The sequence below is a fragment of the Ruegeria sp. BF8 genome, from assembly GCF_056538625.1.
The window spans coordinates 290,819-303,574 of sequence record NZ_JBQFTL010000004.1 but is presented as its reverse complement, the minus strand read 5'-3'; the positions used below and the strand labels follow the sequence as shown (position 1 = coordinate 303,574).

Annotated in this window: 13 protein-coding genes; 6 read left to right on the top strand and 7 right to left on the bottom strand. The window is 63.1% G+C overall.

Annotated features, from left to right (window positions below; all coding sequences use genetic code 11):
• Positions 1-2 precede the first annotated feature (2 nt).
• From ACR0LD_RS15140 to ACR0LD_RS15120, 5 genes are all read right to left on the bottom strand, one after another.
• Positions 3-890 carry a tryptophan 2,3-dioxygenase gene (locus tag ACR0LD_RS15140; protein WP_480637744.1) on the bottom strand — a complete coding sequence of 296 codons (888 nt, stop codon included), beginning with the start codon at positions 888-890 and terminating at the stop codon, positions 3-5.
• Between the two features lie 64 nt (positions 891-954).
• Complete coding sequence (gene tdh / locus ACR0LD_RS15135; RefSeq protein WP_170421144.1) at positions 955-1,983, bottom strand: L-threonine 3-dehydrogenase; 1,029 nt, start codon at positions 1,981-1,983, stop codon at positions 955-957.
• Between the two features lie 20 nt (positions 1,984-2,003).
• Complete coding sequence (locus ACR0LD_RS15130; protein ID WP_170365564.1) at positions 2,004-2,954, bottom strand: PLP-dependent cysteine synthase family protein; 951 nt, start codon at positions 2,952-2,954, stop codon at positions 2,004-2,006.
• Positions 2,954-4,138 (bottom strand): glycine C-acetyltransferase, encoded by a 1,185-nt coding sequence (locus ACR0LD_RS15125; RefSeq protein ID WP_480637742.1) that lies wholly within the window; start codon positions 4,136-4,138, stop codon positions 2,954-2,956. Before ACR0LD_RS15125 ends, ACR0LD_RS15130 begins: the two co-directional genes overlap by 1 nt.
• A 117-nt stretch (positions 4,139-4,255) precedes the next feature.
• Entirely contained in the window at positions 4,256-4,822 is a 567-nt protein-coding gene (locus tag ACR0LD_RS15120; protein WP_480637740.1) for a helix-turn-helix domain-containing protein, read from the bottom strand.
• 117 nt (positions 4,823-4,939) lie between these two features.
• Between ACR0LD_RS15120 and ACR0LD_RS15115 the strand changes: the two genes are divergently transcribed.
• Positions 4,940-6,115: an acetyl-CoA C-acyltransferase family protein gene (locus ACR0LD_RS15115; protein ID WP_480637738.1), complete on the top strand. Its 1,176-nt coding sequence runs from the start codon at positions 4,940-4,942 to the stop codon at positions 6,113-6,115.
• Positions 6,116-6,209: 94 nt separating this feature from the next.
• Here ACR0LD_RS15115 and ubiB read toward each other — a convergent pair whose 3' ends face one another.
• Positions 6,210-7,739 carry a 2-polyprenylphenol 6-hydroxylase gene (gene ubiB / locus ACR0LD_RS15110; protein WP_480637736.1) on the bottom strand — a complete coding sequence of 510 codons (1,530 nt, stop codon included), beginning with the start codon at positions 7,737-7,739 and terminating at the stop codon, positions 6,210-6,212.
• A gap of 3 nt (positions 7,740-7,742) precedes the next feature.
• On the bottom strand, positions 7,743-8,495 hold the full coding sequence (gene ubiE / locus ACR0LD_RS15105; RefSeq protein ID WP_170367545.1) for a bifunctional demethylmenaquinone methyltransferase/2-methoxy-6-polyprenyl-1,4-benzoquinol methylase UbiE: 753 nt from the start codon (positions 8,493-8,495) through the stop codon (positions 7,743-7,745).
• A gap of 86 nt (positions 8,496-8,581) precedes the next feature.
• On the opposite strand from ubiE, the gene mutM reads away from it, so the two are divergent.
• The 5 genes from mutM to dnaA all read left to right on the top strand — a co-directional run bounded on the left by mutM (position 8,582) and on the right by dnaA (position 12,704).
• Complete coding sequence (gene mutM / locus ACR0LD_RS15100; protein ID WP_480637734.1) at positions 8,582-9,433, top strand: bifunctional DNA-formamidopyrimidine glycosylase/DNA-(apurinic or apyrimidinic site) lyase; 852 nt, start codon at positions 8,582-8,584, stop codon at positions 9,431-9,433.
• A gap of 66 nt (positions 9,434-9,499) precedes the next feature.
• Positions 9,500-10,276, top strand: coding sequence for an enoyl-CoA hydratase (locus ACR0LD_RS15095; protein ID WP_170367547.1), 777 nt, complete (start codon positions 9,500-9,502; stop codon positions 10,274-10,276).
• 230 nt (positions 10,277-10,506) lie between these two features.
• Positions 10,507-10,770, top strand: a complete 264-nt coding sequence (gene rpsT / locus ACR0LD_RS15090; RefSeq protein WP_093963612.1) for a 30S ribosomal protein S20 — start codon at positions 10,507-10,509, stop codon at positions 10,768-10,770.
• Between the two features lie 238 nt (positions 10,771-11,008).
• Positions 11,009-11,236 (top strand): hypothetical protein, encoded by a 228-nt coding sequence (locus tag ACR0LD_RS15085; protein WP_170343116.1) that lies wholly within the window; start codon positions 11,009-11,011, stop codon positions 11,234-11,236.
• 76 nt (positions 11,237-11,312) lie between these two features.
• On the top strand, positions 11,313-12,704 hold the full coding sequence (dnaA, locus tag ACR0LD_RS15080) for a chromosomal replication initiator protein DnaA (protein WP_170342394.1): 1,392 nt from the start codon (positions 11,313-11,315) through the stop codon (positions 12,702-12,704).
• Positions 12,705-12,756: the final 52 nt, after the last annotated feature.

Genomic DNA, 12,756 nt, shown 5'->3' with positions numbered 1-12,756 from the left:
GCTCAGCCCTGTCCGCCGTACATCAGGTCGGTGCGCACGTCATAAAGGTCGTGGAAGAATCGCAGCTCCAGCGCCTTGCGCAGAAAAGCCACGCCGCTGGAGCCGCCAGTGCCTGGCTGCATGCCGATCACACGTTCCACGGCGGTCGCATGGTCGAACCGCCACCGCTGGAACAGCGATTCCACATCCATCAGCTTTTCGCCCAGCGCATACAGGTCCCAGTACCGGCCCGTGTTCCGGTAGATCTCGGCCCAGATCTTCACGATGCGCGGATCGCCGGAATAAGTCTTTGAACAGTCCCGGTCCAACAGGTCCTGCGGCACGTCAAAACCCTGCCGCGCCAGCATGTGCAACACTTCGTCATACAGCGACGGTTTGACCAGGGCGGCGGTCAGCATCTCCATCACTTCGGGGTCGTGTTCATGCACCTTCAGCGTGGCGGTGTCCTTGTTGCCCAGGATGAACTCGATCTGGCGATAGCCGTAGCTCTGGAAGCCGGATGAATTGCCCAGCGCCTTGCGGAAGGTCATATAGTCGGCGGGCGTCATGGTCAGCAGGGTTTCCCACGCGGCGATCAATTGGCGCTGGATCGCCTTGATCCGGTCCAGGTTCTTCATCGCGGGGCCGAACTCATCCTGCTGCAGAAACCGGCGCACCTCGACCAGCTGATGGTGCATCAGTTTCAGCCAAAGCTCGCTGACCTGATGGATGATGATGAACAGCATCTCATCGGGTTGGGCCGGGTCCTGAAAGGTTTTCTGCAAGTTCAGCAGGGTCTTGAGTTGCAGGAAATCGCCATAGCTTTTGCGGTGCGTGTCCGCGAAATCGGTTACCAGCGTGTCTTCGATTCCCCGTTCCAGCGGGCGGTCGCCCTTGGCTTTGTCGGCCATTTCATTTCCTCCCCGGCATGTGTGCGCACCTGTCTAGAAGGTGCGTTTGCAACTATCCAGAGGGTCAGGCCCAGTCCAGCACCACCTTGCCCGATTTTCCCGACTTCATGGCGGCAAAGCCCTGCGCAAAGTCATCGGCGGCAAAGCGATGGGTGATGACCCGGCTGACATCCAGCCCGTTCTGCAGCATCGCGATCATCTTGTACCAGGTCTCGAACATCTCGCGGCCGTAGACGCCTTTAATGGTGATCGCCTTGAACACGATGCGGCTCCAGTCGACGGGCGATTTTCCGGGCGGAATGCCCAGCAGGGCGATCTTGCCGCCCATCACCAGCGCCTCGACCATCTGGTCCAGCGCCGCCTGCGAGCCCGACATTTCCAGCCCCACGTCGAAACCCTGGCTCATGCCCAGGTCGGAAATCACCGATTGCAGCTCTTCCTCGGCCACGTTCACCGCCCGGACCGAAGGCACGACATGCTGCGCCAGCGCCAGCCGGTCGGGGTTGATGTCGGTGATCACCACATGCCGGGCGCCGGCGTGGCGGGCCACCGCGGCGGCCATGATCCCGATCGGGCCGGCGCCGGTGATCAACACGTCCTCGCCCAGCAGGTCGAAGCTCAGCGCGGTGTGCACGGCATTGCCCAGCGGGTCGAGAATCGCGCCGATTTCGTCGGGGATGTCGTCGGGCAGGGGCACCACGTTGAAGGCCGGCAGCTTGAGATATTGGGCAAAAGCGCCCTGTTCGTTCACCCCGATCCCGCGGGTGCCCGGGTCCAGGTGGAACTTGCCCGCGCGGCTTTGGCGGCTGTCGGTGCCGATCAGGTGACCCTCGCCCGAGCAGCGCTGGCCGATCTTCAACCCGGTCACGTTGCGTCCCAGCTCGACGATCTCGCCTGCGAATTCGTGGCCGGTGATCATGGGAACGGGCACCGTGTGCGACGCCCATTCATCCCAGTTCCAGATATGGATGTCGGTTCCGCAGATCCCGGTCTTCTTCACGCGGATCAAAACCTCGTCGGGGCCGATCTCGGGGACCGTGGCCCGCACCATCCACAACCCTTCCTCGGGCCTGGACTTCTCCAGCGCTTTCATCGTGTTGGGTCGCATCCGGATCACTCCCACAAATCGGTCGACAGGTATTTCAAGCCGCTGTCACACATCACGATGGCGATGCAGCCACCGCGTTCGGGGCCACGCAGCAGGTCGATGGCGGCAGCCAGGTTCGCCCCGGCGGAAAAGCCCGCAAAGATGCCTTCGGTGCGGGCCAACAGGCGGGCGGCGTCGCGCGCTGATGCGCCGGTGACGGACAGATGACCGGCCAATTTCGCTCCGTTCAGATGCGTCAAAACCGACATCGCATAACCACCGCCCTGGATCGGATGATCGGGCGCACGGACGGGTTCACCGGCCAAGGCACGAGCGCCGTCTGGCTCGACCGCATAGCACCGCACCCCAAGGGGTGACAGGTAGTCAGAGACCCCGGCAAGTGTGCCGCCAGAGCCGGCAAAATCACAAAAGGCTGTCACGGCACCTGCTGATTGGGCCCAGATTTCCGGACCCGTCCCGGCGGCATGGGCCTTGGGGTTGCCCGCGTGGCCGAACTGATCGGCGCGGAATGCGTTGCGCTCGGCGGTGATGCGGCGGGCGGCGTCATCCACCAGCGCCAGGTCGGCGCCCGAGACTTCGCCCGGTTTGCCGCCTTCGGCCTGAGGGACGATCACCACCTCGGCGCCCAAGGCGCGCATCATGCGGGCGCGTTCGACCGAGTTCCCTGCGCTCATGACCGCCACGAACGGGTGCCCCAGAATGCCGCAGACAATCGCCAGGCCGGTGCCCATGTTGCCTGAGGTCAGCTCGACCACCGTCTGCCCCGGGATCAGGCTGCCGTCGGCGCGGGCCTGTTCGATGATGGACCGGGCGGCCCGATCCTTTTTCGAAAAGCCCGGCAGCAGATAGTCCAGCTTTGCCAGAATACGGCCGTCCAGATCCAGTATTTGGCAAACCCGGGACAGCTCGATCAGGGGCGTATCGCCGATCGCGTCGATGACCGAGTTCAGAACCATCAGATGACCCCCAACGCCTTGCCGACCTTGCCGAAGGCGGCCAGCGCGCGGTCCAACTCGTCGCGGGTCAGCGCCGCGTTCATCTGGGTGCGGATGCGGGCCTGGCCACGCGGGACCACCGGGAAGAAGAAGCCCGAGACATAGACGCCTTCGTCGAACAGGCGGGCGGCCATGTCCTGCGCCAGCTGCGCCTCGCCCAGCATCACGGGGATGATCGGATGTTCACCCGGCAGCAAGTCGAACCCCAGCTTCTCCAGCCCGGCGCGCCAGTATTTCGCGTTACCGAACAGTTGCTTGCGCAGCATGTCGCCCTCTTCGACCAGGCGGATCGCCTCGAGCCCGGCGGCGACGATGGAAGGCGGCAGCGAATTCGAGAACAGATAAGGCCGCGCCCGCTGCCGCAGCAGGTCGATCACTGGCTGCGGCCCGGCGATGTAACCGCCGATTGCCCCCCCAAGTGCCTTGCCCAATGTCCCGGTCAGAATGTCCACGTCCACGCCGAAATGATCCGGCGTGCCCGCCCCGCGCGGCCCCATGAAGCCGGTGGCGTGGCAGTCATCGACCATCACCACCGCGTCGTATTTGTCGGCCAGTACGCGGATCCTGGGCAGGTTGGCCAGGTAGCCATCCATCGAGAACACACCGTCGGTCGCGATCATGATGTGCCGCGCCCCGTCCTCGCGCGCCTGTTTCAGCCAGGCTTCGAGGTCGTTCATGTCATTGTTCATGTAGCGATAGCGTTTGGCCTTGCACAGCCGGACCCCGTCGATGATCGAGGCATGGTTCAGACTGTCCGAGATGATGGCATCCTCGGGGCCCAGCAGGGGTTCGAACAGCCCGCCATTGGCGTCGAAACAGGCCGCGAACAGGATCGAATCGTCCTTGCCCAGAAACTTGGCCAGCCGCTGCTCAAGCTCGCGGTGGATGTCCTGCGTGCCGCAGATGAACCGGACCGAGGCCATGCCGAACCCCTTGGGCTCCATCGCGTTCTTCGCGGCCTCGATCAGCGCCGGATGGTCGGCCAGACCCAGGTAATTGTTGGCACACAGGTTGATGACCTGACGTCCGCCCACCGTGATCTCGCCGCTTTGGGGCGAGGTGATCATTCGTTCCGTCTTGTACAGGCCTTCCGCCTTGATCTGCGAGAGGGTGTCCGAAACGTGGGACAGGAATGCATCAGCCATGGCGATCTCCTTCTTCTGAGTCGCGTATCTAACATAACGGACGCGCTTCCCAAATAGGAGATTTTCAGTATGGCGGAAAAAAATCCGTGAAGGCGGAAATTGGCCGATATGTGCGGATCAGGCGTTCTTGACGATCAGGAACACGCGGGCGGGTCCGTCCGGCGCCGCGATGGCGTGGGCCACGTCGGCCGCATACCTAGCCGTGTCGCCCTGCTGCAGCTCCATCGTCGCGGCGCCCGAGGTGACGCGGACGGCCCCTTCCAGCACGGTCAGTTGTTCGCGCGCGCTGCGGGCATGGGGCTGGCTGTTCAGCGCGCCACCCGCGTCGAACCGGATATCATAGACCTCGTGGCCGCCGGCCTCCTCGGGCGGCGAGAGGATGCGGATCCGGCAGGACTGGCCCATATTGTCGATGCTGGGCACCTCGGCGCTGCGCAGCACCTCGATCTGGTCGGTGGTCTCGGACTCTTCCAGCAGACCGGCGAAATCGACCTGCAGCGCACGGGTCAGGTTCCAAAGGGTCGAGATCGTGGGGCTGCTTTCGCCGCGTTCGATCTGGCTGACCATCGACCGGGAGACACCGCTGAGATTGGCCACCGCTTCCAGTGACAGCCCCTTGGCGCGCCGGGCCTCTTTCAGGCGGGCGGGCAAGCGTGTCAGGATATCGTCTGAATTTTCCGTCATGGCGGAATTTCTTGCGCGTCCGGGCGCGAATTGTCAATTCCGCCGATGACGGAACGTCCCGCGCGACAGGTTCATGCCGCGGGTGCATACTGCGCGCAAATCCAAGAGGAGAGAGACATGACCGACATCGTGATTCTGGACGGTGCCCGCACCGCAATCGGTACGTTCGGAGGGTCGCTGGCCGCGACCGCGCCGATTGATCTGGCCACCGTCGTGACCAAGGCCGCGCTTGAGAAATCCGGCGTCGAAGGCGAGCGGATCGGGCATGTGGTGTTTGGTCACGTCATCAACACCGAGCCGCGCGACATGTACCTGTCGCGCGTCGCGGCGATGCAGGCGGGCATTCCGAACGGCACCCCGGCGATGAACGTGAACCGGCTGTGCGGGTCGGGCGCGCAGGCCATCGTATCGGCAGTTCAATCGCTGATGCTGGGGGATGCCGAATTTGCCGTGGCCGGCGGCGCCGAGAGCATGTCGCGCAGCCCTTACATCGTTCCGCAGGCGCGTTGGGGCGCCAAGATGGGCGACATCAAGTCGCTGGACATGATGCTGGGCGCGCTGAACTGCCCCTTTGGCACCGGGCATATGGGCGTCACCGCCGAGAACGTTGCCGATGAACACCAGATCACGCGCGAGGAGATGGACGCGTTTGCGCTGGCCAGCCAGCAGCGCGCGGCGGCTGCGATCGAGGCGGGCTATTTCGACAGCCAGATCGCGCCGGTGCAGGTCAAGGTCAAGCGCGACATGGTCGATTTCAAGGTAGACGAGCATCCCAAGGCCACCACGGCCGAAGCCCTGGCCGGGTTGCGCCCGGTGTTCCAGAAGGACGGGCGTGTGACCGCGGGCAACGCCTCGGGCATCAATGACGGCGCGGCGGCGATGGTTCTGGCCACGGCCGATGCCGCCGAGAAAGCCGGCCTGACGCCCAAGGCGCGCATCCTAGGCTATGCCCATGCCGGCGTTCGCCCCGAAGTGATGGGGATCGGCCCGGTTCCGGCCGTGCGCAACCTTTTGGAGCGAACCGGCCTGTCGGCGGGCGATTTCGACGTGATCGAAAGCAACGAGGCCTTTGCCGCCCAGGCGCTGGCAGTGAACAAGGAACTGGGGCTCGATCCAGCGAAGGTGAACCCAAATGGCGGGGCCATCGCCCTGGGTCATCCGGTGGGGGCCACCGGGGCGATCATCACGCTGAAGACTTTGTACGAGTTGGAGCGCATCGGTGGGTCGAAAGGGTTGATCACCATGTGCATCGGTGGCGGGCAGGGGATTGCCATCGCCATCGAACGGCTCTGATCCGAGGCTGGGCCGGGGGGCTGTCTGCCCCCCATCGCGCCGGGGCGCGATTCCCCCCGAGGATATTTTTGGCCAGATAAAGCGGCGGCGTCTGTCAGCCCAGGCCCGCAAGGATCAGGACGGCCACTGCCCCGGCGGCTGCTCCGATCGCGGCGGGAATGGCCTTGGGCCAGAAATCTGACCCGGATGGATCATCCTTGCGGGTCTGAGCGATCAGGGCATTTTCGACCAGATCAGGCAGGCGGGGCCCGAACCGTGCAAGAACCAGCGCTGTTTTTCCTAAATCACGAAGGGCGGCACGGGGGCCGATGGACTGCTTGATATAGTCCTCGACCACGGGGCGGGCGACCTCCCAGATGTTCATATGCGGGTCGAGCGAGCGGGCGACGCCTTCGACCACCACCATCGTGCGTTGCAGCAGGATCAGTTCGGTGCGGGTTTCCATGCCGAAGCGTTCGGTCACCTCGAACAGGTAATTCAGCAGGCGGCCCATCGAGATATGGGTGGCATCCATGCCGAAGATCGGTTCGCCCACTGCGCGCAGGGCGCGGGCGAATTCATCGACGTCCTGGTTAGCCGGGACATAGCCGGCCTCGAAATGCACCTCGGCCACGCGTTTGTAGTCGCGGCGGATGAAGCCGAAGAGGATCTCGGCATAGACGCGGCGGGTGTATTCGTCGATATGGCCCATGATGCCGAAGTCATAGGCGATGATGTCGCCGTTCGCGGCGACCTTGAGGTTGCCCTGGTGCATGTCGGCGTGGAAGAAGCCATCGCGCAGGGCGTGCAGCAGGAATAGGCGCAGCACACGCTCGGCCAGGTCGCGGCGGTCGTGATTTGCGGCGTCCAGCGCGTCGTTGTCGCCCAAGGGGATGCCGTCTGCCCAGCTGAGCGTCATGACCCGGCGCGCGGACAGCGACCACACCACGGGCGGCAGCCAGAAGCCTTCGTCATTCTGCGTGTTGGCGGCAAATTCCGAGGCTGCCGAACTTTCGAGCCTGAGATCCAGTTCGCCGCGGACGACGCCGTCGAAATGCTCGATCACGTCCATCGGGCGCAGTCGGCGCGCACCGGGGGCGAAAAGCTGGACGATCCGGGCGGCGAAATAGAACGCATCCACATCCTTGCGGAACGCGCGTTCGATGCCGGGGCGCAGGACCTTGACGGCCACATCCTCGCCTGTGCTGGCCAGTTTGGCCTTGTGGACCTGCGCGATCGAGGCGGCCGCGATCGGTTCGCTGAACTCCCAGAACATCTCGTCCAGAGGTTGGCCCAGCTCCTTTTCGACCTCGGCCATGGCCACGTCGCGTGGAAAGGGGGGCAGCTTGTCCTGCAGGACGCGCAGCTGTTCGGCCAGCTCTTCGCCGACGACATCGGGGCGCGTGGACAGGACCTGACCGAACTTGATGTAGGCCGGGCCCAGGGCGGTCAGCGCCCGGGTCGCCGGCGGCATGGACGGGTCGCCCTTGTAGCCCAGCCATTGGAACGGTTTGCCCAAGGTGTGGGCCACGATCCGCAACGCGCGCGGGGCTTCGAAAGCGTCGAGCACCACGTTCATTGCGCCCGTGCGCTCCAGCGTGGCGCCTGTGCGGATCAGGCGGATGATGTTGTGGGGGCCGCGCATGCGTCAGATCTTCCAGCCGGAATGCAGGGCCGCGATGCCCATGCTGAGGTTGCGGTATTTCGCGTTTTCGAATCCGGCGGCGCGCACCATGCCCAGAAAGGTATCCTGATCGGGGAACTTGCGGATCGATTCGACCAGGTATTGATAGCTGTCGTAGTCGTTCGCGATCAGCTTACCCATGCGCGGGATCACGTTGAAGCTGTAGAGGTCATAGAGTTTCTGCAGCCCGTCATTGGGCAACTGGCTGAACTCCAGCACCATCAGGCGGCCGCCGGGCTTGAGCACGCGGTAGGCCTCGTTCAGGGCTTCTTGCGGGCGGGTCACGTTCCGGATGCCGAAGGAAATGGTGTAGACGTCGAAGGTATTGTCCTCGAACGGCAGGGCCATCGCGTCGCCCACCACCCAGTCCAGGCTGTCGGCCATCTGCGCGGCCTCGGCGCGCTTGCGCCCCTCGACCAGCATCGGCTCGGTCAGGTCCAGCACCGTGGCATGGCCGTGGCCCGCCCGCTTGAGGAAGCGGAACGAGATGTCGCCCGTACCGCCCGCCACGTCCAGCAGGCGCTGGCCGGGGCGCGGCGCCAGCCAGTCCATCATGGCGTCCTTCCAGACCCGGTGGATGCCCATCGACATCACGTCATTCATCACGTCGTATTTCGACGCGACCGAGTTGAATACGCCCTGCACGCGCCCGGCCTTTTCGGCCTCGGGGACGGTTTCGAAACCGAAATGAGTGGTCTTGTCGCTGTTGTCGGACATAAGCCTTGCCGTTCGTCGAATTTCGTCTCTGTTATAGGGCCTGGAAACCGGGGCACAATGCGGCCCTTTGGAATAGGAGCCGTCTAATGCCCGAATTGCCCGAGGTCGAGACAGTAAGACGCGGCCTTGCCCCGGCGATGGAAGGCGTGGTGATCGAAAGGGCGGACGTGAACCGCCCCGATCTGCGCTGGCCGTTCCCCGAGCGGATGGCCGAACGGCTGACCGGCCAGCGGGTCGAACGCCTGCGGCGGCGGTCGAAATACATCCTGGCCGATCTGAGCGGCGGCGAGACCCTGTTGATTCATCTGGGCATGTCGGGCCGCATGACTGTGTCCGGCGATCCGCTAGGCCAGTTCGTGCATCATCACCCGATGCCGCAGAAGCATGACCACGTGGTGTTTCACATGGCCAATGGCGCGCGCATCACCTTCAATGACCCGCGCCGGTTCGGGGCGATGGACCTGCTGCTCACGGCCACCGCCGAGCAGCACAAGCTGCTGGCCGTTCTGGGGCCGGAGCCGCTGGGCAACGATTTCAACGAGACCTATCTGATTAACGCCTTCCGCGGCCGGGCCACACCGGTCAAGGCGGCGCTGCTGGATCAGAGAATCGTTGCCGGGCTGGGCAACATCTATGTCTGCGAGGCGCTCTACCGCGCCAGAGTGTCGCCACGTCGCAAGGCGGGTCAGATCTCGGCCGGGCGGGTCGAGGCCTTGGTTCCGGTGATCCGGACGGTGCTGGCCGAGGCCATCGAGGCCGGCGGATCCTCGCTGCGTGATTTCCGGCAAGCCGATGGAGAGCTTGGATATTTTCAGCACAGTTTCGACGTCTACGGGCGCGAGGGCCAGCCCTGCCGGACCGAGGGCTGCGGGGCCGAGATCCGCAGAATCACCCAGTCGGGACGCTCAACCTTCTATTGCGCGCAATGCCAAAGATAGCTTGATCCGAGTTTTCCGCGTGGTAAGGAATTGGACCTGAACGGAACAACCGAAAGCTCAGACCTCATGGCTTTTGAGACGATCATCGTCGAAATCGAAGACCACGTCGCCCTAATCAAGCTCAACAGACCCGATGCGTTGAACGCGCTGAACACTCAGCTTCTGGGTGAGCTGTGCGAGGCGCTCGAGGACGCGGACACCAATGACAAGGTGCGCTGCATCGTCATCACCGGATCGGAAAAGGCATTCGCCGCGGGCGCGGACATCAAGGAGATGTCCGAGATGAGCTTTGTCGATGTCTACACCACCAACCTGTTCGCCGACGCCAACGACCGGATCACCGCGATCCGCAAGCCGATCATCGCGGCGGTGGCGGGCTATGCGCTGGGCGGCGGGTGCGAGCTGGCCATGATGTGCGATTTCATCATCGCCGCAGACACCGCCAAGTTCGGCCAGCCTGAGATCAATCTGGGCGTCATCGCCGGGATGGGTGGCAGCCAGCGCCTGACGCGGTTCGTGGGCAAGTCCAAGGCGATGGACATGAACCTGACCGGGCGTTTCATGGATGCCGAAGAGGCCGAGCGCTCGGGCCTCGTGTCGCGCGTGGTGCCGGCCAAGAAGCTGATCGAAGAGGCGACCGGCGCAGCCCAGAAGATTGCCGAGAAATCGCTGCTGACCGCGATGGCCGCGAAAGAGGCTGTCAACCGCAGCTACGAGGTGCCGCTGAGCGAGGGCATGCTGTTCGAGCGGCGCGTGTTCCATTCGATGTTCGCGACCGAAGACCAGAAGGAAGGCATGGGCGCATTCCTTGAAAAGCGCGCGGCCCAGTTCCGCGACAAATAACCGGCGCCGACAAGACTGCAGGATCAGGCGGGCGTTGCCCGCCTTTTTTCATGGCGGGCAACAAAGCCAAGAATCGGCTTGGCAAAGTCTGAAAACTTGGCTATTGACCGCCACCATACATGCGCGTGCGGCCCGCTTGGCCCGATTCACACTCGTGATTTCTGATCCGGTGCGGGTAATTCCGTGACGTGCAACCCTAGACAAACGTACCGAACAAAGGTCAGAGACACATGGCAAACTCGCCCCAGGCAAAGAAGCGCGCTCGTCAGAACGAGAAGCGTTATGCAATCAACAAAGCACGTCGTTCGCGCATCCGCACCTTCCTGCGCAAGGTCGAAGAAGCTATCGCATCCGGCGACAAGGACGCGGCAACCGCCGCTCTGCGCGCGGCCCAGCCCGAGCTGATGCGCGGCGTCACCAAAGGCGTGTTCCACAAGAACACCGCAGCCCGCAAGATGTCGCGCCTGTCGGCGCGCGTCAAAGCGCTGGGTTGACCTAGCGTCAACATTTGCTGGTTCATTCCGGTTTCGAAGGCGTCGCCCCGTGCGGCGCCTTTTGCGTTGTTGCCAGAATGCCGCGCCTTCACGAGCCCGAGAGATTCTTTCGCCCAAAGACCCGAGTCAATATCAGAGTTTCGTTGCCCGGCCCCATTGCCTCTTGCTACGACAGTTCCAGCGATTCACTCGCTTGGGGGGACAGGCTGTTCCTGCGATCGGACTGACGGGCATCAGAATGATCCAGGGGCGAATGTCGGCAACCGGTGCCAACCGGTTTGACGATCTGCTGCGGATCTCGGCTACTCCGATGATCTTGGCCCTGTCGAAAACTGGAACTGCGTGGCGCAAACCGCGGTTTGGGCGGCTGTACTTTTTGGTCGTCGTCAAACAGGCAAGCGTCGTGACCACTGATATTCCCGCCGACTCCTGGGGTTTCGGCGATCGAATATCTGCGCGCGAGTGAACGCATAAGAACCGGGATACCGGTCACAATCATAAGGCCGATTAGGTCAAAAATATTGGGATGCGTGAGGCGCTGGATGACACAAGAAAAATGGGGACAACTGCGTAACAAATTGCTGAAGGCCGTGGGCCGGAACAATTTTACGACCTGGATTGAACCACTGGAATTTCAGGAATTGAAGGGAGGCGTGGCCGTTTTTTCGGTTCCGACCAACTTCATGGGGAACTACGTCAGTCAAAATTTTGCAGACCTCATTCTGTACGAGCTGAACACGGCCGGAGAGTCGGTTCAGCGCCTGGCCTTCCGGGTGGCCGCCAACTCACCGGCGCGTCCCGCCGCCGCGGTCCAGCCGGTCGAAGACCAGCCCGAGCCGGTCAATATCGAGCTGGCACCGGAAAGCAACGGAACCAATGAGGCGCTCGAGTCGCTGCAGGCCGCACCGTTGGACGCGCGCTTTACCTTCGACACCTTCGTCGTCGGCAAGCCGAACGAACTGGCCCATGCCGCCGCGCGCCGTGTTTCCGAAGGCGGCCCCGTCACATTCAATCCGCTGGTTCTGTACGGTGGTGTTGGCCTCGGTAAAACGCACCTGATGCATGCCATCGCCTGGGAGCTGAAGACCAAACGCCCCGAGCTCAATGTGCTGTACCTGTCTGCCGAACAGTTCATGTACCGCTTCGTACAGGCCCTGCGCGAACGCCGGATGATGGATTTTAAACACCTGTTCCGCTCGGTCGACGTGCTGATGGTCGATGACGTGCAGTTCATCGCCGGCAAGGATTCGACGCAGGAGGAGTTCTTTCACACCTTCAACGCGCTGGTGGATCAAAACAAGCAGATCATCATCTCGGCCGACCGCGCGCCGGGTGAAATCAAGGATCTGGAGGAACGGGTCAAGTCGCGTCTGCAATGCGGACTGGTGGTTGACCTGCACCCGACCGATTACGAGTTGCGCCTGGGCATTCTGCAGAACAAGGTGCAGCAATACGCCAAGACCTATCCCGACCTGAAGATCGCCGATGGCGTGCTGGAATTCCTGGCCCATCGCATCTCGACCAACGTACGCGTTCTGGAAGGGGCGCTGACCCGGCTGTTCGCCTTTGCCTCGCTGGTCGGCCGTGAGATCGACATGGAACTGACGCAGGACTGTCTGGCCGACGTGCTGCGCGCCTCGGAACGCAAGATCACCGTCGAAGAGATCCAGCGCAAGGTTTCCGACTATTACAACATCCGCCTGTCCGACATCATCGGGCCGAAACGTCTGCGGTCCTATGCCCGCCCGCGTCAGGTGGCGATGTATCTGTGCAAGCAGCTGACCAGCCGGTCGCTGCCCGAGATCGGCCGCCGCTTTGGCGGGCGTGACCACACCACCGTCATGCACGGCGTCAAACGCATCGAAGAGCTGAAGCTGACCGACGGTCAGATCGCCGAAGATGTGGAAATGCTGCGCCGGGCGCTCGAAGCCTGAGCCCCTGCAATTCGAAAAGCCGTCCCGGCTCTGCGCGGGGGCGGTTTTTCTG